This window comes from Nitrosomonas communis (assembly GCF_900114745.1).
GTDB classification, from domain to species: Bacteria; Pseudomonadota; Gammaproteobacteria; order Burkholderiales; family Nitrosomonadaceae; genus Nitrosomonas; species Nitrosomonas communis_A.
Genome location: NZ_FOUB01000051.1, coordinates 1 through 24030, shown reverse-complemented (window position 1 = coordinate 24030; position 24030 = coordinate 1). Strand labels below are relative to the sequence as shown.

25 protein-coding genes and 4 tRNA genes are annotated in these 24030 nt (G+C 41.4%); 2 read left to right on the top strand and 27 right to left on the bottom strand.

The genetic code is table 11. The annotated features are described in order from the left end of the window. The 9 genes from BM122_RS15390 to rpsU all read right to left on the bottom strand — a co-directional run. On the bottom strand, positions 1-292 hold a 292-nt coding region (locus BM122_RS15390), incomplete at its 3' end, for a GTP-binding protein (RefSeq protein ID WP_256212104.1). 57 nt (positions 293-349) lie between these two features. Further along, positions 350-424 (bottom strand) — tRNA-Thr (locus BM122_RS15385). A 38-nt stretch (positions 425-462) separates the two neighbouring features. Continuing rightward, positions 463-536 (bottom strand) — tRNA-Gly (locus BM122_RS15380). 92 nt (positions 537-628) lie between these two features. Continuing rightward, a tRNA-Tyr gene (locus tag BM122_RS15375) sits at positions 629-713 on the bottom strand. Positions 714-990: 277 nt separating this feature from the next. Next, positions 991-1067, bottom strand: a tRNA-Ile gene (locus tag BM122_RS15370). Between the two features lie 209 nt (positions 1068-1276). Beyond that, positions 1277-3157, bottom strand: a complete 1881-nt coding sequence (gene rpoD, locus BM122_RS15365; protein ID WP_256212105.1) for an RNA polymerase sigma factor RpoD — start codon at positions 3155-3157, stop codon at positions 1277-1279. A 566-nt stretch (positions 3158-3723) separates the two neighbouring features. Continuing rightward, positions 3724-5520: a DNA primase gene (gene dnaG, locus BM122_RS15360; RefSeq protein ID WP_074906508.1), complete on the bottom strand. Its 1797-nt coding sequence runs from the start codon at positions 5518-5520 to the stop codon at positions 3724-3726. Between the two features lie 103 nt (positions 5521-5623). Next, the gene (locus BM122_RS15355; protein WP_074906507.1) at positions 5624-6070 is read right to left on the bottom strand and encodes a GatB/YqeY domain-containing protein; all 447 of its coding nucleotides are present in this window, start codon (positions 6068-6070) and stop codon (positions 5624-5626) included. Positions 6071-6113: 43 nt separating this feature from the next. Continuing rightward, on the bottom strand, positions 6114-6326 hold the full coding sequence (gene rpsU, locus BM122_RS15350; RefSeq protein WP_046848865.1) for a 30S ribosomal protein S21: 213 nt from the start codon (positions 6324-6326) through the stop codon (positions 6114-6116). Between the two features lie 400 nt (positions 6327-6726). Between rpsU and tsaD the strand changes: the two genes are divergently transcribed. After that, positions 6727-7743 carry a tRNA (adenosine(37)-N6)-threonylcarbamoyltransferase complex transferase subunit TsaD gene (gene tsaD / locus BM122_RS15345; RefSeq protein WP_074906506.1) on the top strand — a complete coding sequence of 339 codons (1017 nt, stop codon included), beginning with the start codon at positions 6727-6729 and terminating at the stop codon, positions 7741-7743. Positions 7744-7772: 29 nt separating this feature from the next. Here the strand turns inward: tsaD and plsY are convergent, their stop codons facing one another. Then, on the bottom strand, positions 7773-8369 hold the full coding sequence (plsY, locus tag BM122_RS15340) for a glycerol-3-phosphate 1-O-acyltransferase PlsY (protein ID WP_074906505.1): 597 nt from the start codon (positions 8367-8369) through the stop codon (positions 7773-7775). 115 nt (positions 8370-8484) lie between these two features. Here plsY and BM122_RS15335 point away from each other — a divergent pair, with 115 nt between their 5' ends. Further along, a complete protein-coding gene (locus BM122_RS15335) occupies positions 8485-8835 on the top strand; it encodes a dihydroneopterin aldolase (protein ID WP_074906504.1) in 351 nt (116 codons plus the stop codon). Between the two features lie 101 nt (positions 8836-8936). Here BM122_RS15335 and queC read toward each other — a convergent pair whose 3' ends face one another. The 17 genes from queC to BM122_RS15250 form a co-directional block, all read right to left on the bottom strand. Continuing rightward, positions 8937-9614 (bottom strand): 7-cyano-7-deazaguanine synthase QueC, encoded by a 678-nt coding sequence (gene queC / locus BM122_RS15330; protein ID WP_074906503.1) that lies wholly within the window; start codon positions 9612-9614, stop codon positions 8937-8939. Positions 9615-9663: 49 nt separating this feature from the next. Then, a complete protein-coding gene (gene queE, locus BM122_RS15325) occupies positions 9664-10353 on the bottom strand; it encodes a 7-carboxy-7-deazaguanine synthase QueE (RefSeq protein ID WP_074906501.1) in 690 nt (229 codons plus the stop codon). 49 nt (positions 10354-10402) lie between these two features. Then, entirely contained in the window at positions 10403-11227 is an 825-nt protein-coding gene (gene ybgF, locus BM122_RS15320; protein ID WP_074906499.1) for a tol-pal system protein YbgF, read from the bottom strand. Beyond that, positions 11227-11754, bottom strand: a complete 528-nt coding sequence (pal, locus tag BM122_RS15315; RefSeq protein WP_074906498.1) for a peptidoglycan-associated lipoprotein Pal — start codon at positions 11752-11754, stop codon at positions 11227-11229. The genes ybgF and pal overlap by 1 nt, the downstream gene beginning before the upstream one ends. Before the next feature lie 15 nt (positions 11755-11769). Further along, on the bottom strand, positions 11770-13089 hold the full coding sequence (gene tolB / locus BM122_RS15310) for a Tol-Pal system beta propeller repeat protein TolB (RefSeq protein WP_074906496.1): 1320 nt from the start codon (positions 13087-13089) through the stop codon (positions 11770-11772). Between the two features lie 36 nt (positions 13090-13125). After that, positions 13126-14304, bottom strand: coding sequence for a cell envelope integrity protein TolA (tolA, locus tag BM122_RS15305; protein WP_074906495.1), 1179 nt, complete (start codon positions 14302-14304; stop codon positions 13126-13128). Between the two features lie 14 nt (positions 14305-14318). Beyond that, on the bottom strand, positions 14319-14735 hold the full coding sequence (tolR, locus tag BM122_RS15300) for a protein TolR (protein ID WP_177198159.1): 417 nt from the start codon (positions 14733-14735) through the stop codon (positions 14319-14321). Between the two features lie 18 nt (positions 14736-14753). After that, positions 14754-15437 (bottom strand): protein TolQ, encoded by a 684-nt coding sequence (gene tolQ, locus BM122_RS15295; RefSeq protein ID WP_074906493.1) that lies wholly within the window; start codon positions 15435-15437, stop codon positions 14754-14756. A gap of 6 nt (positions 15438-15443) precedes the next feature. After that, positions 15444-15878, bottom strand: coding sequence for a tol-pal system-associated acyl-CoA thioesterase (ybgC, locus tag BM122_RS15290; RefSeq protein ID WP_074906492.1), 435 nt, complete (start codon positions 15876-15878; stop codon positions 15444-15446). A gap of 36 nt (positions 15879-15914) precedes the next feature. Beyond that, on the bottom strand, positions 15915-16955 hold the full coding sequence (gene ruvB, locus BM122_RS15285; RefSeq protein WP_074906491.1) for a Holliday junction branch migration DNA helicase RuvB: 1041 nt from the start codon (positions 16953-16955) through the stop codon (positions 15915-15917). A gap of 20 nt (positions 16956-16975) precedes the next feature. Then, the gene (gene ruvA / locus BM122_RS15280) at positions 16976-17560 is read right to left on the bottom strand and encodes a Holliday junction branch migration protein RuvA (protein ID WP_074906489.1); all 585 of its coding nucleotides are present in this window, start codon (positions 17558-17560) and stop codon (positions 16976-16978) included. Then, positions 17557-18072 carry a crossover junction endodeoxyribonuclease RuvC gene (ruvC, locus tag BM122_RS15275; protein WP_074906488.1) on the bottom strand — a complete coding sequence of 172 codons (516 nt, stop codon included), beginning with the start codon at positions 18070-18072 and terminating at the stop codon, positions 17557-17559. Before ruvC ends, ruvA begins: the two co-directional genes overlap by 4 nt. A gap of 20 nt (positions 18073-18092) precedes the next feature. Continuing rightward, positions 18093-18818 carry a YebC/PmpR family DNA-binding transcriptional regulator gene (locus BM122_RS15270; RefSeq protein WP_074906486.1) on the bottom strand — a complete coding sequence of 242 codons (726 nt, stop codon included), beginning with the start codon at positions 18816-18818 and terminating at the stop codon, positions 18093-18095. A gap of 428 nt (positions 18819-19246) precedes the next feature. Beyond that, complete coding sequence (gene glmS / locus BM122_RS15265) at positions 19247-21094, bottom strand: glutamine--fructose-6-phosphate transaminase (isomerizing) (protein WP_074906484.1); 1848 nt, start codon at positions 21092-21094, stop codon at positions 19247-19249. Between the two features lie 43 nt (positions 21095-21137). Beyond that, positions 21138-22511, bottom strand: a complete 1374-nt coding sequence (glmU, locus tag BM122_RS15260) for a bifunctional UDP-N-acetylglucosamine diphosphorylase/glucosamine-1-phosphate N-acetyltransferase GlmU (RefSeq protein WP_074906483.1) — start codon at positions 22509-22511, stop codon at positions 21138-21140. Positions 22512-22659: 148 nt separating this feature from the next. Next, positions 22660-23049, bottom strand: coding sequence for a hypothetical protein (locus tag BM122_RS15255; RefSeq protein ID WP_074906481.1), 390 nt, complete (start codon positions 23047-23049; stop codon positions 22660-22662). A gap of 57 nt (positions 23050-23106) precedes the next feature. Then, positions 23107-24030, bottom strand: a 924-nt coding sequence (locus BM122_RS15250; protein WP_442754344.1) for an Agd3-related carbohydrate deacetylase, incomplete at its 5' end; no start/stop codon positions are given.

Here is a 24030-nt window from a genome sequence, read left to right as displayed (position 1 = left end):
GAGCTGCGCCGGTAATCATATTTTTTACATAATCTGCGTGACCGGGGCAATCTACATGCGCGTAATGACGTTTCTCAGTCTCATATTCTACGTGAGCTGTATTAATGGTAATTCCTCGTGCACGCTCCTCCGGCGCAGAGTCAATCTGAGCATACGACCTCGCCTCTCCACCAAATTTTTTCGCTAACACCATCGTAATGGCTGCCGTCAATGTCGTTTTGCCATGATCCACATGACCTATCGTGCCAACGTTTATATGCGGCTTCAATCGCTCAAATTTACTCTTCGCCATGCTATATCCTCATCATCAAAATTGCTTCATTTTACAACAGCACTCTAACTATGACTATGGAGCCCATGGCCAGAATTGAACTGGCGACCTCTCCCTTACCAAGGGAGTGCTCTACCACTAAGCTACATGGGCAAACTACATCCACCTTACTCGCACTGCTTTCTAATATTTGGAGCGGGTGAAGGGAATCGAACCCTCGTCGTAAGCTTGGAAGGCTTCTGCTCTACCATTGAGCTACACCCGCATACTTTAGAAAACCCACCCATCCCTATAATTTATGATTAAGTACTGAATCCCTACGCTTAACCGCTCTCGCTCTTTCAGCAACTAAAAATATGGTGGAGGGGGAAGGATTCGAACCTTCGAAGGCAGAGCCGTCAGATTTACAGTCTGATCCCTTTGACCGCTCGGGAACCCCTCCAAATTAATCCGTCATTATGGATGCATTATAGCCCTAAGTCAATAAATACATTATTATTCCTTAGCAAGATTAATATCTGTCAATGATGAGCTTAAGGCAGAATTGGAATGAATAGGCTTATATCCTGATTATTATTCCTCGGATCATTCACATCAATTTCCCTACCGAACGACGAAGCCAGCGCGGACATCAATATTTTTATACAAAATCAATCTAAACATCCGCTTCAAATAATGAAAAAGAGTTGCATTACAGGATCGCAACCCTCTGCTTTCATTGGTGGGTCTGGCTGGACTCGAACCAGCGACCAAGGGATTATGAGTCCCCTGCTCTAACCAACTGAGCTACAGACCCATTTGAGCTGTCAACTTATTATGAATACATAGCACGCACAATCCGTCTCTATCACCCGACATTATTTTGTCGCTGTAATACGCTGCATGACGTATTTATTAAGTCACCTGCGCCCATACCAGTCAACCTACAAACTGATAATATATTAGCAACTCAAGAATTTAGAGCACGAATATTATATCTCATGTAACGCGATAATAAATTATGAATTATGAGTTCCCTGTATCCAAAAAGCTACGCAGGCGATCGGAGCGAGCCGGATGACGTAATTTCCTCAATGCCTTTGCTTCTATTTGACGGATACGCTCACGAGTAACATCGAACTGTTTCCCAACCTCCTCTAAGGTATGATCAGTATTCATTTCAATACCAAAACGCATTCGCAAGACTTTTGCCTCTCGTGGCGTAAGAGAATCGAGCACATCCTTAGTAGCAGTGCGCAAACTAGCATAAACAGCAGCATCAGCGGGTGCTACAGTAGAGGAATCTTCTATAAAATCCCCCAAGTGGGAATCTTCATCATCACCGATGGGTGTTTCCATCGAGATTGGCTCTTTAGAAATCTTGAGGATTTTTCTAATCTTCTCTTCAGGCATCTCCATTTTTTGGGCTAACAATGCCGGTTCCGGCTCTTGCCCAGTTTCTTGCAGAATCTGACGCGAGATACGATTCATTTTATTAATTGTTTCAATCATATGAACAGGAATTCGAATGGTACGAGCCTGATCAGCAATAGAACGTGTTATTGCCTGACGTATCCACCAAGTTGCATAAGTAGAAAATTTGTAACCACGTCGATATTCAAATTTATCGACAGCCTTCATCAAACCAATATTACCTTCCTGGATGAGATCTAAAAATTGCAAACCACGATTAGTATATTTTTTAGCAATCGAAATCACCAATCGTAAATTAGCTTCTGTCATTTCACGCTTTGCACGCCGCGCTTTAGCCTCACCAGTAGTCATTCGGCGATTAATCTCTTTCAGTTCTTTGATAGGGATTTTGGCTTGCTCTTGCAGAAAAAGCAAACATTGCTGCTGCTCCATAATAGCAGGCATGAAATGCCTTAATGACTGACCGCAAGGCTTGTTAGATTCAACTTCTGACTTAACCCACTCTAGATTGGTTTCATTACCAGGAAAAACCTTGATAAAATAATTCCTTGGCATATTTGCCTTAGTAACGCATAGATCCATAATTTTCCGCTCGCAATTGCGAATTTCATTAACAAGATCGCGCTGTGAATCACATAATTTTTCCACCATCTTGGCCGAGAATCTCATAGCCATGAGTTCGGATGAAATTTTTTCCTGAAGAGATTTATATTTTTTATCATCGCGGGAGCCATTTTTTTCGATTATTTTTTGCATCTCGTTATAGGCTTCGCGAATCTCTAAAAAACGTTCTAATACATCATTTTTTAACTTAATCAAGCTGGCACTTGCCACCGCAACTCCACTCTCATCTTCCATGTCATCAGAAACAAAATCCTGTTCAAGCGACTCATCAGACATCTCTTCATTAAGGATTTCTTGAGCATCATCATCAAGAAAACCATCCACCAATTCATCAACACGCAACCGATCATTTTCAACTTCAGTTGCCAGATTTAGAATATCCGCAATAATCGTTGGGCATGCAGAAATAGCCTGTATCATATGCCTCAAACCATCTTCAATACGTTTTGCTATTTCTATCTCACTTTCGCGCGTTAATAATTCTACAGATCCCATCTCACGCATATACATGCGTACTGGGTCAGTAGTACGGCCAAATTCCGAATCTACACTAGAGAGCGCTGCCTCAGCCTCTTCAACCACATCCTCATCAGTTACAGCAGTTGCTGTATCAGACATTAATAATACTTCTGCATCTGGCGCCTCATCATGAACAGAAATTCCCATATCATTGATCATGCTAATGACACCTTCAATTTGCTCTGCATCTAGCATATCATCAGGCAAATGATCATTAATTTCAGCGTAAGTTAAATAACCACGTTCCTTACCCTGAACAATCAATTTCTTAAGCCGCATCTTCCTTGCCTCGATATCTTGAGGCGCTGATGACAAGGTTTCCTCAACCATTTCTTCCACATGATCATTATTCGATGCTTTAATTTTTTTGGATGCTTTCATTTTCGCCGATTTTATCTTAGTTAACTCCGACTGATTATCAATAATCTGATTTTCTGTATCTACTTCTTGTGTTAATTGTTTGGTATCCATATTTCAAGTGCCCTAGCACTCTTAACTGCAAAAAAATTCAATCTTTATTTTTGTTACCCAATCTATCTATACCTTTAGCAACAAGGTCTATTTTTCTATTCAAGGGCCAGCCCTTGCTCAGTTATTAACTTTTATTCATTCTCTTAGTCACCGCTGACTAATATTATAAATTTGCTGAAATTTAGATAATATGGACAAATAAATTTTAAAATCTTTGAGTATATCAAAAATTTATCATGACGCATCTCATTCAGCGATGTTTTTAGAACTCTTTTTCATTTTGGCAAATATACCTTATTAGCTATTAACACCACGCTACTTTTTTATTTTTTGTTCAATTAATCAATGAAAAGTTCAAATATATAACAGCTATTTAACAGATCTGCATTTGCTTGTTCTCATAAAGATTTTGATAATAAACCTCTTTAAGAAACATATAATTGTTGCAATTCTCGTTTTTCTTCTAAGGTAAGCAAATTTAGAGGTTTACTATGTAGCACAGCCATTCTTTGTTTGCGGCGCATTTCTCTCAATCGCAACAATATTCCAGTAAACTCTGCTTCTATATCGACCCCTTCTCCCCACATACTTATTTCTTTTTCTATTGTTTCTAACAATTCATAATATGGGTTATCACAGAAATATGCCTTAATCGATAACAATGTTGCATCTTTTAAGTCTTGCGGTGATAAAGCATTAAAAAAATCTATCAGCTCTATCAATAGTGTCTTTTCATCATTTTGCTCACCATCTCCTGTCAGCATACTTTTTTCTAGCTTCTCGACATATACTGGATCATGTAGGATTAATTGAATTAATTTACGATAAGGTGTTACTGGTTGCGGTCGCTTCAGGTTAGGCCGAGAAAAGAGATTTTTTCGCTTAATTTGCAACAACCCCTCTAATTCGTTTTGGTTAATAGAAGTGAGTAGTGCCAATCGCTTTATCAGCATAAGAGCAAGAACTGGAGCGCCACTTATCTGAGCCAATAATGGTCGCGCATGTTGCACCAAACCAGCGCGCCCTTCGCTGGTTTGCAAATTCACACGCCCAGATAATTCACCATAAAAAAACTCAGAGAGAGGTAGCGCCTGATCGAGAAGCGCTTCGAATGATTCTTTACCATACTTCCGAACATAGCTGTCGGGATCCTCATTCTCTGGTAGAAACAGAAAACTTATATCTTTTCCATCCCGTAATTGGGATAAGCTATTTTCGAGCGCACGCCAAGCCGCTTTCCTCCCTGCACTGTCACCATCGAAACAAAAAATGATTTTATCTGTTTGACGCAATAGCTTTTGGATATGAAAAGGGGTAGTAGCAGTACCAAGCGTAGCAACCGCATAGTCTATATCATGCTGCGCAAGCATAACTACGTCCATATACCCCTCTACCACCAAAGCTCGTCCTGTTTTACGAATCGCCTTGCTGGCTGCAAACAAATTATAAAGTTCACGCCCTTTTATAAATAAAGCCGTCTCAGGAGAATTTAAATACTTTGGCTCTCCAGCATCCAATACCCTTCCACCAAAACCGATTATCCTACCTTTCTGGTCTAAAATTGGGAACATAATGCGATTACGGAATCGATCATAATGTTTACCATCATTGCCATGTATGACCAAACCCACTTTCACCAATACATTTTCTGATTGCTTTAGCAGATAATCAGAAAATACAGAAGCAAGATTTTGTCGGTTAGCCGGCGCATAACCAACCCCAAAACGAACAGCTATTTCGCCTGTTATACCGCGCCTTTTTAAATAAGCAATCGCATGTTCAGCATTCTTAAGTTGACTACGATAGTATTGAGCTGCAATTTTCATCGATTCAGCCATGTGTTGCACAGACTCCCCAGCTTTATCTTGCTCGCCTTCTTTTTTAGTAGGCGATAAGCGAGATTCAAATACTCGAGAATAAGTTACAGCTTGTTGAACTGGAATTTGCAATCCAACAGAAGCAGCCAAATTCTCAACCGCATCAACAAAACTCATTCCAGTATGCTCAATCAGAAAATTAATGGCGTTACCATGCTTTCCACAACCAAAACAATGATAGAACTGTTTTGTTGGACTAACTATAAATGATGGGGTTTTTTCATTATGAAACGGGCAGCATGCGCTAAAATTGCTACCAGCTTTCCTAAGTGGCACATAACGCCCAACTACATCCGCTATATCTATGCGATAGAGCAACTCTTGAATAAACGATTGGGGAACCATTTATTAAAGTACGCCAATAATTAGCTGATTATCGATGAGGTTAATAGACTCTTAACTACTGCCCCAAACACATTGACTAAAAATAAATTCTCATTTAATAAAATCAAGAAGAAATTTTTTTCTTCACCAGCGCGGCTACTTGAGTCATATCTGCACTTCCAGTCAATTTAGGTTTTAACAAAGCCATGATCTTACCCATCCGTTGCTGCCCCGCATCTCCTACTAGAGCGATAACTTCGTTCACTATACTAGTGACTTCAGCCTCACTCATCATTTGAGGCATATAAGCAAGCAGTATGTTCACTTCATATTTTTCGGCATCAGCCAAATCTTGTCGGTGAGCAGCTTCATATTGCGTGATCGAATCTCTACGCTGTTTAAGCATTTTCTCAATTACTGCAATGATTGCTGTATCATTTAATTCAATACGCTCATCAACTTCTCGCTGTTTAATAGCTGCCTGCAATAATCGAATAGCGTCACGCTTTTTTGAGTCCCCGGCGCGCATGGCAGCCTTCATATCTTCTGTGATTTTCTGCCTCAAATTCATAACAAAGCAGCCTAATAAATTTGTTTTACGAATTCTTGACCGACTAATAAAGTTTTTTCGGGAGTAATTGACTGCGCAAACGTTTGTAGGTACGCTTGACAGCTGCTGCATGCTTACGTTTACGTTCTGCAGTTGGCTTTTCATAAAATTCGCGTGCGCGCAATTCTGTAAGTAATCCAGTTTTCTCAACCGAGCGCTTAAAACGACGCATGGCAACTTCAAATGGTTCATTTTCCTTGACTTTAACAGTAGTCATAAAGTAGTAATCCCTTTCGGTCTCCTTCTATTTCTATTGAATGTTAATAATTCTGCAAAAGCTTATAAATATAACATTATTATTTTCTTTATAAAAGCATGCAGTAAGAAAAGCTTTTTGGATGCAATCAACGAGAGATATAAAGCAAACACCAGCTGTATTTTCTCGTGCACTACTTTTTACTATTCTTTCTCTAGCCAAAAGGTTTAAAATTGGACACGAAGAGATTCAATATAGTTTCTATTGACATTTAAGGGTACCTCTAAAAATTCATATTTTGTTATAATATGTTGTTGTCCGCAAAAAATGTTTCCTTACATATCAATCATATGCAGCGCCAACATATGTTATTCTCGCCTAGTTTTGTGTAAAACTCTGAATTTTTAGAGGTATCTTTAAAATGATTGTGCTTGGTATTGAAACGTCGTGTGATGAAACAGGTATTGCGCTTTATCACACAAAATATGGTTTATTAAGTCATACGTTATATTCACAAACCGAAATACATAATGAATATGGCGGAGTTGTACCAGAACTTGCCTCACGCGACCATATTCGCCGTGTAGTACCGCTTATCAAACAGGCTTTGAAAGAAGCTAATATTTGCTTGAAAGAAGTTGACGCTATTGCCTACACTCAAGGGCCTGGTCTGGCAGGAGCATTACTAGTAGGCGCATGTATTGGTTCCGCACTGTCATTCGCTCTTAAAATCCCTGTACTGAATATTCATCATCTTGAAGGCCATCTCCTGTCTCCTCTATTATCGACACCTTCCCCCATGTTTCCTTTTGTAGCACTTCTCGTTTCTGGTGGTCACACTCAGTTAATAAAGGTAAATGGAATAGGGCAGTATATACTGCTTGGCGAAACAGTAGATGATGCGGCAGGTGAAGCTTTTGACAAAACAGCAAAACTACTTGGGTTAGATTATCCCGGTGGGCGAGCACTTGCCGAACTTGCTGAACAAGGTCAATCGGGTCGTTTTAAACTCCCTCGCCCTATGCGACATAGCGGGAACTTTAACTTTAGTTTCAGCGGATTAAAAACTGCTGTATCAACTTTAATAAAAAATCATAATATTACATTCCAAACTTGTGCTGACATTGCGCTTGCCTTTCAGGAAGCGGTCATAGACATCCTAGCAGAAAAATCTCTGTCCGCTCTCATGCAGAGCGGTCTTAGTCAACTAGTCGTAGCTGGTGGAGTAGGAGCAAATATCCAATTACGTAAAAGGCTCATTCGCGAAACAACCAACATAGGCGCAACAGTATTTTTTCCAGAATTTGAATTCTGCACTGACAATGGCGCAATGATCGCTTTTGCTGGAGCAATGCGTTTACAACAACAAAAGATTAACTACCAACACACTATGAGCAGCTTTACAGTAAGAGCCAGATGGGATCTGGAAATATTGTAAGAATCTTCGATCTCAACTCACAGCTTGCTTTATTCTCCAATGCGCGTTTCTCTACCTATAACTAAATTGATGATATTTAGTTTATGCCGCCAAAGAAGTAGCAATGAAATGGTAGTAATAGCCCAGACATTTATTTTGTAGTCAAATAAAATAAACGCATAAATTGGCGCTAACAGAGCAGCAATCATAGCAGATAATGAAGATATACGCCAAAGTATGGCAACTAAAATCCAAGTAAATATTACCAATAGCCCTAACAAAGGATTCAAGCCGAGTAGCACGCCTGCCGATGTTGCCACCCCTTTGCCACCTTTAAAACCAAGAAAGATTGGGAACAAATGACCAAGAAAAACAGCTATTGCAACACCCGCAACCGCTTCACTTCCTAGTTCCCAAGTTTGGGAAAAATATTTAGCGAGCATCACTGCCAGCCAACCTTTGCCAGCATCACCTAGTAATGTCAAAACTGCCGCCACTTTCTTGCCACTACGCAACACATTTGTTGCCCCGGGATTTTTTGAGCCATATGTTCTTGGATCAGGCAAATTAAATAACCAACTTGCTACAACTGCAAATGAAACTGAACCCAGCAAATAAGCGGTTAACAACAATAATCCTATTTCCATATCATCACCAAAATAGCATCACCTTCATAAATAGACTAGAATTGCTATAACAACACATAAAAATATTTCTTTAATTTATCCCACCAAGGTTATAGATCATTTTTAAATCCTAATAATGGATATCATCTTTCTTCATGACTTCAAAGCTAAAACACTGATTGGAATTTATCCATGGGAAAAAAAGATTGCTCAAACAATCGAGCTTAACCTTGAAATCGCCCTCTCCACTAATCGTGCTTGTTTTACTGACAAACTTGAAGATGCACTGGATTATTCTCTGATTATCAAGCGCATCAATGATATTTTAGCTACCAAACAATTCTCTTTACTTGAGGCATTAGCTGAACATATTGCGCAAATTATTTTGACAGAATTTAATTCACCTTGGGTAAAAGTAAGTGTGGCCAAACTTGATATTATTAAAGGGGTAAAAAAGCTTGGTGTGTGTATTGAACGAAAATCATAGTCCTCCTAGCCTATTTTGCTACTCGTCTATTCCAGTTTATTCTATTTGATCAGACATCCTCTTGATCTAGAAGTAACTTTAAACGATACTTGCCCAAATTTTTAACCTATTCTATATCGCGTCGGATCAGAGATATCTGCCGCTAAAAATCCTGCTTTACGTATGCGACAAGCATCACATAGACCACAAGCAGAGCCACTTTCATTAGCTTGATAACATGATACAGTCAAGGCATAATCAACCCCTAGCTCTGTCCCTAAACAAATAATTTCTTTCTTTGAAAGGTTAAGAAGTGGCGCATGGAGCATCAGCTTATTCCCCTCTCTGGCAGTTTTGGTTGCAAGATTCGACATTTTCTCGAAGGCTTCAATGTAATCTGGTCGGCAATCTGGATAACCAGAATAATCGATAGCATTAACACCAATAAATATATCGTAACTTCCGAGTACTTCAGCCCATGCTAAAGCTAAAGAAAGCATGATCGTATTTCTGGCAGGAACGTAAGTAACTGGAATACCTGCGATTGTCCCTTCAGTAGGAACCGCAATAGACCTGTCAGTAAGAGCAGATCCTCCCAATGCGCTCAAATCAACGCTTATAGTTTGATGTGCCTGTATACCCATGGATTGGCCGATCTTCAGCGCTGCAGCTAACTCTGATTGATGGCGTTGCCCATAATCAATACTTAATGCATAACATACAAATCCTTTATCGCAAGCAATAGCAAGCGTCGTGGCAGAATCCAGACCACCCGATAAAAGTACGACCGCTTTTCTCATAAAACCATGTGTTGTTAAAGGAAGAACTGTTCTCAAATATGCTGAATCTTCACCGCCCTGCTACCTCTCCCCAGAGTATTTTATGAAGCTGAAGCTGCAATCTAACCGGTAGACGATCTTTTAATATCCAGTCAGCAAGCTTGGCGGGATCGAGTTGACCATATACTGGTGAAAATAATACCGGACAAACCTGATCGAGACATCGTTCGTAAAACACATCAACCGCCCACCGATAATCTGCTTCGTCACATAAAACAAACTTCAATTCATCCTGGTCAGTTAAATAATCAATATTAGACCAACGATTTTTTGCAACCTCCCCCGAACCGGGTGTTTTAATATCCACGATCTTGGAAACCCTTTTATCAACTTTGGATATATCGAGCGCACCGCTCGTTTCAATCGATACCGAATAACCTGTATCACATAATACTTTTAGCAGTGTCGGACAAGCTTTCTGTGCCAGTGGCTCACCTCCAGTAACTGTAATATAACGAGAGGCATAACTTGAAGCTTCATTCAGCACATCAGCAATTGACATATTCTCGCCTCCTGAAAATGCATACTCAGTATCACAATATCCACACCGTAGCGGACAGCCAGTCAAACGAATAAACACTGTTGGCAAACCAATGCGACTAGTTTCTCCTTGAATAGAATAAAATATCTCACTTACACGCAGTACTTCTGCTTCAGGTTTTTGTGTGGAATGTTGTCGTAATAAAGAGGGGAAATGCATTACGTTTTTAGAAACAGCTTTAAAAAGCTGCTGCTTTCATTGTTAAATCTTATTTAAGGTTGGCAAGACGCCGTCTAGCTTTTTCAGCAGCGTCACTATTGGGATATTTTGCGACTAAGCTTTGTAATGTTGTTTTGGCTGCAGCAACCTCAGCCATTTCTAGTTGGCTACTTGCAATATTAAGCATGGCATCAGGCGCTTTTCCACTTTTCGGATAATTCTCGATGACTCTTTGCTGGGCTCTGATGGCAGAACTAAAATCACGTAATGCATAATAAGCATTACCGATCCAATAGGCAGCTCCTGGTGCTAAATTAGAGGTAGGGTAACGCGTAATAAAATTCTCAAATTGCGTGATTGCTCCTGAATAATTACCTCCTTTGAATAAGCTATAACTTGCGTTATAAGCATCGCGCTCTGATATGTCTGTAGCCAGATCTTTAGGCTGTTGTACTACGCTACTCGTTTCGGTCGCTGGCGTAGCAGAAGGAGCCGTTTTAACTGTTGTCTCTGGTGGAGAATCCAACCCTATCGAAGCATCATGGGATGCCGGCTCTACTTGTTTCAATCGGTTATCCAAATCCAGATAAAAATCTTTCTGCTGTTTCTTCAAAACTTTATTTTCTTCATTCAGTATCTCAATTTGCCCATGCAGTTTTCCAAGCTCAATTTTAAACGCTTCGATCTGAGTATAAAGCTCCAATATCGCCTGATTTTTAAGCGCTTCCTCCATGCTAACAATACGCGCCTCCAACTCTTGCATTTGTTTTTGCATTACCTCTATTTGCTCACGGGCATGTGCATCATCAAATAACCCTGCGAAACTCACATTACAACTAAACAAAAACAATAGTATGGAAGCACGTACCAACATTAGTATTCCCCTTGATAAAGAATATCGGCTCGACGGTTCTCAGTCCATGAAGATTCATCACGACCTGCTGCACGAGGTTTTTCCTCACCTAGGCTTACTGCCTCAAGTTGATGATCACGGGCGCCCGAGAGCAACATAGCATTTTTTACGCTATCAGCCCGACGCTGACCAAGCGCAAGATTATACTCACGGCTTCCACGTTCATCGGTATTACCCTGTATTAATACCTTAGAGTTTGAGTTATCCCGTAAGTACCTAGCATGCGCCAGCACTAAATCTCTGTATTCGTTTTTTATTGTATAGTTATCAAAGTCAAAATAAATACTCCGCTGAGAAAGAATGTTAGAAGGATCTCGTAATGGATCCATGCCAAATCCACCCCCACCTGCTCTCATACCCTCTTGTGCACTCGCACCCATGCCACCCCCCCCCATAGTTCGGTCTTCCAATTCACTGGTAGGTTGTGTAGTTTTGCTTGCGCACGCTGACAATAAACAGATTATCAACACACTCAAAATTTTTTTCATTTTTTACCTTAAAAATTAATTAATAAATTTGCTTGTACGCTGCGATTTCAACAAAGGACCCCATACTGGCTCTCTGATATCACCAGCTTGTGAAGTAAGCCGCTGCTTTGTTTGTCCATCGCTCGAAACGGCGGATAATATACCACGCCCTCCTATTTCAGTAGCATATAAAATCATCTTGCCATTGGGTGCAAAGCTAGGAGACTCATCAAATTTTGAATCGGTTAATATTTGTACTTGTCGCCTAGAAAAATCTTGTACGGCAACATTAAACCTACCACCATGACGATGAATGTAAGCAAAGCTTTTTCCATCTGGGCTAAAACGCGGACTTACATTGTAGCTTCCTTCAAATGTTAGTCGTTCAGCTATACCAGCTTGATTTCCGGTTATCGCCACGCGGTATATTTGTGGACTACCTCCACGATCAGAAGTAAAAATAATTGATCGGCCATCGGGTGAGAAACTTGGTTCCGTATCAATTCCCGAACTTTGCGTAAGTCTTTGGACGCCACTTCCATCTGCATTAATCAAAAATATTTGTGATCCACCCTGCATAGTCAATACTACAGCTAGCTTACTGCCATCTGGAGACCAAGCTGGTGCACTATTACTACCCTTAAAATTAGCGACAGCTTTCCGGTTGCGCGTCACCAATTCCTGGACATAAACTACAGGCTTTTTATTTTCAAATGAAACATAGGCAAGTTTGCTGCCATCAGGTGACCACGCAGGAGAAATAATAGGCTCGGTATATTCGATGACTGATTGCGCATTATGGCCATCAGAATCAGCTACCTGCAGCGCATATTTAGTGCCCTGTTTCAATACATAAGCAATACGGGTGCTAAATACCCCAATATCACCTGTCAATGCCTCATAAATGATATCAGCAATACGATGAGCGACAGCGCGTAGCTGATCGGCCGAAACCGTACTTGTAAATCCAGTTAACTGGACCTGCTTTGCAATATCCATCAAACGAAAGCGCACCTCAATCCGCCCATCGGGTAGAGTCGTCGTATTGCCTATCACGAGGGCACTTGCCCCTTGATTCTGCCAATCTGCATAAACAATTTCTTCCGGTTCATGAGGTGTATGACCTAATGATTCAACTATCTTAAATAAACCTGTGCGCGCTAAATCAGCTGCTACTATTGTGGTTACACTCTGCGGAAGTCTTGATTCAGCAGAAAATGGAACAATAGCAATAGGGATTCTAGTTGCACCTCCACCAAATATTTCGATATTAAGCGCTGCATTTAGCGGTGTATGCATCATCGATAAAAATAAAATAAATGCATAAAAGGAAGCACGATGTAAATAATTTTGCATAACAGCAGTTCTCAAAAAAATTGCGTTCTGTAAAAATCAAAACGATTCACGGTAATGTACAGTAAGATTAAAATCACGAAATTCTCTGAATAACGTTAGATCCGGCGGTATAGGTAATGGTGTGGATAAAAAGATAGCTCTTTCAACTGCTTCATCAAATGCAGGATAACCACTGGCTCTGCGCAACACTACGTTTAATACTTCTCCTCCTGGTAAGAGCGTCACTCTGTACTCAACAACCGGATTACCGGGCAAATTGGGCGGCATGACAATACGACTTCTGATTTTTGCTTGAATCATTGCCTTATATTTAGCTATTTCATCCATTTGTCTGGTTTTCTCCGCTGCAGCTTTTTGTGCAGTAGCTTCTTGTTCACGTTGTTGTTGCCGCTTGATTTCTTCAGCCTGTTGCTGTTCCTTAAGTTGCTTCTCTTTCTCCAGATCGGATTTTTTCGTTGTTTCTTTCGTTATTTCTTTTGTTGTGTCCTTAGCAACCTCTGATTGGGTTATCTTTTCCTTGATTGGCTCAGCCTTAGGAGGAATTTGTTTAACTGGCTCAGACTGCTTTGCGGCTTCCTTTGTAGGCTGAGGTTTTACTGTTTTTTCCTTGATCTCAGTAGTCGGTTTTTGGGATGGCGACGGAGCATCTGTCTTGATTGGCTCAGGTTTAGGAGAAGTCTCTTTAACTGGCTCAGGCTGCTTTGCAACTTCCTTCGCAGGCTGAGGTTTTACCGTTTTTTCCTTGATCTCGATAGCCGGTTTTTGAGATGGCGACGGAGCATCTGTCTTGATTGGCTCAGATTTAGGAGAAATCTCTTTAACTGGCTCAGGCTGCTTTGCAACTTCCTTCGCAGGCTGAGGTTTTACCGTTTTTTCCTTGATCTCAGTAACGGGTTTTTGGGAGGGCGACGGAACATCTTCCTTGACTGATTCAGGTTTAGGAGGCGTCTCTTTCACTGGCTCAGATTTCGCTTTGATGGGGGGTTGTCGCACAGATTCAGGTCGCGGTGGTGTTTCTCTAGCAGGAACAAGTTTAATTGGCTGTGGCAAATCACTCCACAAATCAACAACCATTGATTCAGGTGGATTATTTTTCCAGCTTAAGCCAAAAACCATAAATACAAAAAAAATAATATGCACTAGCAAAGCTAGTACAGCAGCCCGTAATAATCCAGGTTCTGTATAGGAAGTATCTCGCCAAGCTGTCACATTCATTGTTACTTGCGTTCTTATCTGGGTTTTGTGAGCAGCCCAACCTTATTAACTTGTTCTTGTTGTAATATATCCATGACATTGATCACCTCTTCATAGCGAACATTTTTATCGGCTGCAATCACGACAGGTTGTTCAGTATTTTGTGCCTGTTTATTTTTGATTGCCTTTACAAGTTCGCTACGACTCATTTTCTGCTCACTCCCTACTTTACTACGGTCACGTAATGTCAGATTGCCATCTGCAGCAATAATCACTTCCAAAGGTTCAACAGGGGCTGTTGACGATTTGCCGATTTGAGGAAGTTCAATTTGACCAGGATGAATAAGCGGCGCTGTGATCATGAAAATAACCAATAGCACCAGCATCACATCAATATATGGCACGACATTGATTTCGTTCATTAGACGACGTTTAGTACGACGATTAATCATGTGATGACTATAATCCTCTTATAATTTTGCTGCTCGTCGTTGCAACACATTAGATAGTTCTTCCATAAAACTCTCATAGCGTGTTGCTAATTGACTGGTATCACTTGCATAACGATTATAAGCAATAACCGCTGGAATCGCTGCGAACAAACCCATCGCCGTGGCTATGAGCGCTTCTGCAATACCTGGTGCAACATGCGCAATGGTTGCTTGGGTTAAATTGGATAATTCACGAAATGAATTCATAATACCCCAGACCGTACCAAACAAACCAACATAAGGGCTTACTGATCCTACGGTCGCTAGAAAAGAGAGATGAGATTCTAATCTGTCCATTTCGCGTTGATAGGCAGCACGCATTGCACCCCGTGTACTATCCATTATCGCACCAATATCCATACCGGCTTGATGCTTGGTAAATTCACGAAATCCTGCTTCAAAAATACGCTCCATGCTTCCAGCCATGTCACGCGCACCGGCTGCTCGGTGGTAAAGCGCGTTAAGATCTACCCCTCTCCAAAAGGTATTCTCAAACTCGTCGCTTTGTTTAATAGCCAATCTAATCGAAAACATTTTACGAAAAATAAACCACCATGATAGCAATGATGCAATCAATAAAAGCAGCATCACCAGTTGTACAGGCAAGCTAGCACTGCCAACAAGGTAAAAAAGCGATAAATCTTGAGTTACATTTGTATTCATAATAATTTATTTCTTGATTTTTTGACGAAGCGGTATGGGAATACTCACTGGTTTGAGATTTTCCATACCGACACATACCACATGAATAATTGCACTGACCAACATGACTTGTTCTCGCAGGACTTGTTGAAACAATGTGATGCGACTTCTTCCTATCTCTGTTACTTGAACTGTAACATACAGCAAATCATCGAGAAGTGCTGGCTTGAAATATTCGATATTAAGTGAACGCACCATAAAAACCGTTTTATGCGCTCGAATTAATGTATCAACCGAAAATCCCATTTCTCGCAGCCATTCATAACGAGCGCGTTCCATAAAATTAAGATAATTCGCATGATAAACGACTCCCCCTGTATCGGTGTCCTGATAATAAACGCGCACTGGGTGGGAGAAGATATGATCCGGTAAAGCAAATTGCGTTTGATGCTCGAAGCTCATTTATAACCTTTTGTTCACAATTTTTTTATCAATACTTCAACATTCACTCCATAGGTCATCCATTAAGCTATTTTTCGGAGGAATGACATTAAAATGCTGATAAGTAATGGCTGTTGCCATACGGCCGCGCGGCGTACGTTTCAAGAATCCTTGCTGAATCAAATAGGGCTCCAAAATATCTTCAATGGTGTCACGCTCTTCATTGATTGCTGCGGCTAGATTATCTATACCCACGGGCCCGCCTTCAAATTTTTCCAGAACAGCCAATAACAGCTTTCTATCTAATACATCAAGCCCTATCGCATCCACATCCAGCATCTTTAGAGCCGCATCTGCCACGGGTTGCGTAATATATCCTTCAGCCTTGATTTCAGCAAAATCTCGAACCCTTCGTAACAACCGGTTCGCAATACGAGGTGTACCACGCGATCGACATGCAATCTCCTTTGCTCCCTCAAAAGAGATTTTGACATACAGCAACCCTGCTGAACGGATTACGATTTTACTTAACTCATCAGTGGTATAAAACTCTAGCCGCGACACAATACCAAAACGATCTCTAAGCGGATTGGTCAGCATTCCTGCACGGGTAGTCGCCCCTACTAGGGTAAAAGGTGGTAAGTCAATTTTAACTGAGCGAGCAGCTGGGCCTTCCCCAATCATGATATCAAGCTGATAATCTTCCAATGCAGGATAAAGAATCTCCTCCACTACCGCCGAGAGTCGATGAATTTCATCGATAAACAATACATCATTAGGTTCAAGGTTGGTGAGCAAAGCGGCTAAATCACCCGGCCTCTCCAATACTGGCCCTGATGTTTGGCGCAAGTTAACACCCATTTCTCTAGCAATAATATGCGCCAACGTCGTTTTACCTAAACCCGGAGGCCCAAACAATAGTACGTGATCTAAAGATTCCTTTCGTCGTCGTGCTGCCTCGATAAATATTTGTAATTGCTCTCGAATCTTTTCCTGGCCAACATATTCCTCAAGTTGCCTGGGACGTAAGGCTCGCTCTAATACTTCTTCTTGAGAAGAAAATGATGTTGCAGCAATAATTCGATCTGTCTCAATCATTCGACTATCCAGAAAATGTACTACTTTTCTTTTGAAAGGAGCTTCAAGGCTTGTTTAATGCCATCTGAAACAGTAATATTGTTAGGTAATTGTTTGACTGCCCAATCCACTTCCCGGTCATTATAGCCTAGCGAGCGCAACGCATTCAGTATGTCACTATCACTTCTTGCAGAGACGGTTACTGTATCAAAATGATTTGTATCAAAATCAAGTTTATCCCGCAACTCTAAAAGTAAACGTTCAGCAGTTTTTTTCCCTATTCCTGGAATTCTGGTAAGCCGCACAGAATCTTGGGTGGCTACCACATGATGTATATCTGCTACACTTAATCCGGACAATAAAGCCAAAGCAGTTCTTGAGCCCACACCAGAGATTTTCATTAGCTGCCGGAAAACAAAACGTTCGGCCTCAGTACCAAATCCAAACAATAAATGAGCATCCTCCCTAACGATAAATTGGGTATAGAGGGTCACAGCTTCTCCAATTGCAGGGAGATGGTAAAACGTACTCATCGGCACATCGATTTCATAACCAATTCCTTGCACGTCTAATACCACTAAGGGGGGACGTTTTTCAAGCAATGCACCTGTTATTTTTCCTATCACACCATTCTTCCGTTCTTTAATTGGCGGTATATGCCCGCAAGTGTACCCAATCCACCATGAGCATGACAAATCGCACAGGCAAGCGCATCAGATGCATCGACACCGGGCTTTCCTTCCAGTCTTAATAATTTTACAACCATCTCCTGGACTTGCTCTTTTTTAGCATGCCCATTACCAACTACTGCTTGTTTGATCTGCAGGGCAGTATATTCAGATACTTCAAGATTATTAAGCACAGCAGCACAAATTGCCACACCACGTGCTTGTCCAAGTAATAAAGTTGATTTTGGATTAATGTTAACAAAGACTTGTTCTATTGCGGCATGTTCAGGAGCATGCCGCAGAATGATGTGGTTAAGACCGTCAAGAATCAATTTCAAACGAGGTGGCAGCTTATTGTCTGAAGATGTTTTGATACAACCGCTGGTCACATAAACCAATTTGCTGCCAATTTTATCGATTATCCCAAAGCCAGTAATATGCAAACCGGGATCTATACCAAGAATACGAATTTCCTCACCTTCCCTCCCAATTACTCAACAAGGACCGCAGTGGTATAAACCTCCTGTATATCATCAATATTTTCTAATGCATCTAACAGTTTTTGCATTCTGACTGCATCATCCCCTGTCAGCACAGTCTCGTTTATCGGTTTCATAGTAACTTCAGCGTGGTCAGCTTTAAAACCAGCTTTTTCCAAACCAGCTTTAACTGCAATAAATTCATAAGGCGCAGTAATGACTTCTATACTATTATCTTCATTATTGATAACGTCTTCAGCCCCCACTTCTAATGCTACTTCTATTAATCGATCTTCATCAGCCCCAGGTGCGAAAAGCAATTGACCACAATGCTTAAATAGAAATGCAACTGAACCATCTGTACCAAGATTACCACCATATTTAGTGAATGCATGACGCACATCGGCAACAGTCCGTGTCCGATTATCAGTCATGCAATCTGCCATGATTGCAGCCCCCCCTACTCCATAACCTTCATAGCGAACTTCTTCATAACTTACTCCTTCCAAATCCCCACATCCACGCTTGATAGCGCGTTCGATGTTGTCTTTAGGCATATTGTGTTCGTATGCCTTATCAATAGCGAGCCGTAAGCGAGGGTTACTCCCAGGATCAGCCCCCCCTAACCGAGCTGCAATAGTTATTTCCTTGATCAATCGCGTGAAAATCTTACCACGCTTGGCATCTTGGGCCGCCTTCTTATGTTTAATATTAGCCCACTTGCTGTGACCTGCCATTAGTTTCCTTTTTTAATGAAAAATATCCAATCCTATCATCATCCCATACTTTATGAATAAAGTAATCATGGTTTAAACAGGCTTGGTTTGCATGAAAAGATATTTTCGAAAAGGAGAACCATAAATACTTCTGAATTTCGTATCAGCGGCCGGAGCTTATGTATCGCCGTTTGGGAATACAGCAGAAGACTATGATTGCTCAATACTGCCAAAGTATGGCAATAATTACTGTTAATCTATGTTTAAATAAATATCAAAAATAATAAAGTAAGTACAGAGATTCTATTCCATACTTACTTTATTGAAAATACCCTTGGTCCTGGACAAGAGATAATCAAAAATTACACCTCTTTTTACGCCCTCTCCCGTTTTCTTTTATCTTCTTACTATCTTAAGATAAAAAAGAATCTCTCTAATCTAAACTTAAGCTATTCGACTGTTACAGCCTTTGCTAAATTTCTTGGTTTATCTACATCTGTACCTTTCTGCAAAGCTACATGATAGGCTAGCAATTGTAATGGAATAGTATGCAAAATAGGGCTTAGCATACCAGCATACTCCGCTAACCGAATAATGTGCACACCTTCGCTCTCCTGAATTTGGGAATCAGCATCGGCAAAAACATATAGCTCTCCTCCCCGCGCACGAACTTCCTGTAAATTGGATTTAAGCTTCTCCAATAATGCATCATTAGGCGCAATGGCAATCACAGGCATATCCTTATCGACCAAAGCAAGTGGTCCATGTTTAAGCTCACCAGCAGCATAAGCTTCTGCATGAATATAGGAGATTTCTTTGAGTTTGAGCGCACCCTCTAAAGCAATAGGATAATGCACTCCTCGTCCAAGGAATAAAGCATGGCGTTTTTGAAAAAAATTGGCTGCCCATTTAATTATTTGCGGCTCAATTTGTAGTGCAAGCTGGATAGCAGTAGGTAAACGCCGCATGGCCATCAACATTTTTTGCTCAAACTCGTGAGAGAATTTGTTACGAAGCTTGGCTAAAGTGACAGTCAACAGCATCAATGCAGCTAATTGCGTTGTAAATGCCTTGGTAGAAGCTACGCCGATTTCAGGTCCTGCACGTGTAAGAAAACGCAGATCTGCCTGTCGAATCAATGCACTTTCAGGAACATTACAAATAGCTAAACTATACTGATGCCCTAATGATTTAGCATAACTGATAGCGGCTAGTGTATCTGCCGTCTCACCCGATTGGGAAATTCCTACCACGAGTATATTTTTGTCTGCTATTGGATCCCGATAACGATATTCGCTTGCGATTTCTACATTGCATTGTAAGCCTGCAATAGTCTCCAACCAATATTTGGCAACGAGACCCGCATGATAACTTGTGCCGCAGGCCAATATCAAAATGCCATTTGTATGTTTAAAAATTTTCTCGGCTTTACTGCCAAATAATTGTGGAGAAATGGATTGGGCATTTGATACCATTTCCAATGTGTTAGCGATTGCTACGGGTTGCTCGAATATTTCCTTTTGCATGAAGTGAACATATGGACCCAATTCAACAGCCTCACGAGTTAGATTGCTTTCTTGAACAGGACGATTCACCTCTTTACCTTTCTTACCTTTAACACAACTCAATATGCGGTAACCGTCTTGATGTAATTCCGCTACATCTCCTTCCTCTAGATAAACCATATTCCGCGTTACCTGGACTAAGGCTGATGCATCTGACGCAACATAGTTACCTTCTGTTCCTAAACCTAATAATAGGGGCGCACCATTCCGCGCAACCACAATATGATCTGGTCGCGTTTCTTCAACTACCGCAATCGCATAGGCGCCTTGCAATTCTGCGACAGACGAGCAAACGGCTTCAAGCAGGTCATGAGTCGTCTTGAGATTGAATGAAATAAGATGTGCTATTACTTCGGTATCAGTGTCCGAAGAAAATTTGAATCCTTCAGGTTCAAGACGTTTCCGTATTGCTTCATGATTTTCAATAATACCATTATGGACGACAGCTATTTTTCTTTCATCTCCTGAGAAATGGGGATGTGCATTACGTTCACTAGGAGCCCCATGGGTCGCCCAGCGTGTATGAGCAATGCCAGTAAATCCATGTGTTTTCTGAAGATGAGCAAGTTTGCTCAATTCACTCACACGCCCGGTAGTACGTAATCTATGCAATTTTCCATTTGCAATAGCAATCCCTGCCGAATCATAACCGCGATATTCAAGTTTCGATAAACCTTCTAATAAAACTGGTACTACGTCGTTTTTAGCAATGGCTCCCACTATTCCACACATAATGCCTCCTCTCACGCTATATTTGTTTTAATACAAACATGAACTATGCTTTGTTCTTTTTGGGACGTTTCCAACCATTAATACTCACTTGCCTGGCACGGGCCAATGTTAATTGATCTTCAGGGGTATCGCGGGTAATTGTAGAACCTGCACCGATAGTAGAACCTCGCGCTATTCTTACTGGCGCTACCAGTTGCGTATCTGAACCAACAAAAACATCATCCTCAATAATAGTCTGATGCTTAAGAGCACCATCATAATTACAGGTTATTGTTCCAGCCCCAATATTCACCTTTGAACCAATTACTGCATCACCTATGTAACTGAGGTGATTTGCTTTACTCCCCATGCCAATTTTGCTGTTTTTTATCTCGACAAAATTACCAACATGCGCTTCATCATAAAGCCTAGTCCCAGGACGGATGCGCGAATATGGCCCTACATGACAGCTTTTTCCTATCTCTGAGTTTTCTATCAAACTAAACGGGAAAATTGTTGTTCCCGAGTAGACAGTGACATTCCGTAAAATGCAATGAGCACCAATTTTGACGTCATCACCAAGTTGCACACTGCCCTCAAAAATACAATTGATATCAATTTCAACGTTACGGCCACAAACCAACTGCCCGCGTACGTCAATGCGGGAAGGATCCATGATCATAACACCCCGTTCCAACAGATTTTTTGCATTATCACGCTGATAAATGCGTTCAAGCTCGGCTAAATGCGATTTACTGTTAACTCCCAATACCTCCCAGCTATGAACCGGATGGGCAGCATCTACCCTCACACCTGCTTTTACAGCCATCTCAATAATATCGGTAAGATAATACTCACCTTGCGAATTTTTGTTTTGCAGCTTAGGCAAAAACTCATGTAAATATGAATTAGGCAATACCATAATACCTGTATTGACTTCCCGGATTTGAAGCTGAAGTTCATTGGCATCCTTTTCCTCGACAATGGCTTGAATCGCACCTGTTGCTTGATTCTTGACGATTCTGCCATAGCCAAATGGGGCATCCAGCTCTGCGGTCAACAGAACAAAGTTATTTTCTGTAGCCTTTGAGATCAGTCTGCTCAATGTATCAACTTTTATTAAAGGTACATCACCCAGCAATACCAGCGTTACCCCCTCATTATCAAGGTAAGGCAGAGCCTGTAACAGAGCATGACCCGTTCCTAGCTGAACTTCTTGTTGCGCCCAAATAATTTCATTATCGTTGATAGCGTTTTGCACCATCTCACCACCATGCCCATAAACAACGCAGACTTTTTTGGGAGAAAGTGCTCTGGCAGCATCAAGCACATGTCCTAATAAGGGTTTCCCAGCCAGCAAATGTAATACTTTAGGCTGAGATGATTGCATTCTTTTACCAATTCCAGCAGCCAAAATAACTATATTTAGATCAGTCACGACAGTATGTTCCTCTTAATGATTTGAATACATTTTTTGCAATTTGATTTGGGTTGATTCAATTTTTTTCAGTACTACTGCCTGTATGGCTATCACATCGCCCCGGCTTACCGGGGCTATTTAAACTATCCATCAAACAAAAACGCGATTATTCAGCCTCCTTGTCGTAATAAGCAGCCGCATCAAGAAGCGGTTGGGCATTGCCGCCTTGTTGCGCAACAATGGCCGCCGATTCTCTAAGCCGCTCTGCCAGCGATTTCGTTTGCTGAGGATAATATGAATTTTCCTCTCCCTGTTCCCGCCCTTCTCTGATTCCCTTTCCTTTTTTTAACTTATGCTCTTCCTCTTTCCGTATTTTATTTCTTTGCTCCTCAGCCTCATCCTGATGTCCTGGTGCCGCCTCAGATTTCCCCGGATTATCAGGTTTTTGTCCTGCGGCTGCATATACCGATATTGGCATCCCTGTGCCTATCAACATAGCCATGGCGACAATCAGCAGCGCAAGGACAGTTCTCAACGAGTGAATGTAGTGTTCCATTTGATTATCCTCTTAATTATTAAGACTTTTCTATAAAATTACCGAAGTAGCGGTTGCTTACTGCGTCAGCCCCCGATTGACCGTGAACGCTGTTGGTGTCGTAGTTACGTTAACTGGACGGACATATTGACCGCCATATGTTCCTCCACCGGTAATTCCCGTCACCTCTAGAGTTACCGCTTTGTTGGCCGATAAGGTGACTTGATTCGTGGCCCGATCCCATTTCGCTTGAATAATCGCAGTCTTCGCGTCGAGTCTCTGTTTTGTTTTATCGCCAATTTGCCAATATGGTAAATTCAAGACTGGTAATTTAAACAAGCGCTCGTAGGCTGCAAAGACAGCGTTTAACCAATCAAATATCAGCGTATTACCGTTTGCATAATTGGCTGCATTCGATTGATGGAAAAAATGAGGCCATTTATTAAAGCTCAGCATATGACGCACCGCATTGTCAGCTTCAGCAGCGAGAATTTCTGCATAACTCCGGGGGGTGCAGATCGCCCCGGATATGGTGCAGGGATCCTGTCCGGCATTGACAAACCGATCGTGAAACATATAGTTGTATTCATCAACCAACTGATCCGGATTAATGACATTCACGAACACATTGGTTGGCCAGCGCGGCAACATAATGCGATCCGTCGGTTTGCCATCATCGTACTGAGTAATGTACTGCTCAATGTTCTGTGCTCGCTGCGAGGAGTCGGAAGCTATATATTGGACATTTGTATTGGCAGCAGCTCGTAGGAATAGCGGATTAGCGCCACCCTGATCAAACGCTACGTCATCATCCTGAACATTGGCCATATTTGTGTGCAGCAAAGGATCATCGGTGCATTTGCGATCTTTCAGGCCAGCATGATTGCCCGTTAGCAGGACCCGGTTGTTATTCGCTTGCTCAGGCAGCCCCAACAGTCCCCACACCGTCCGGTTCTTGGTAATTTCCGCCTGGATAAGTGCCACGGCAGTAAAAGTTTCATA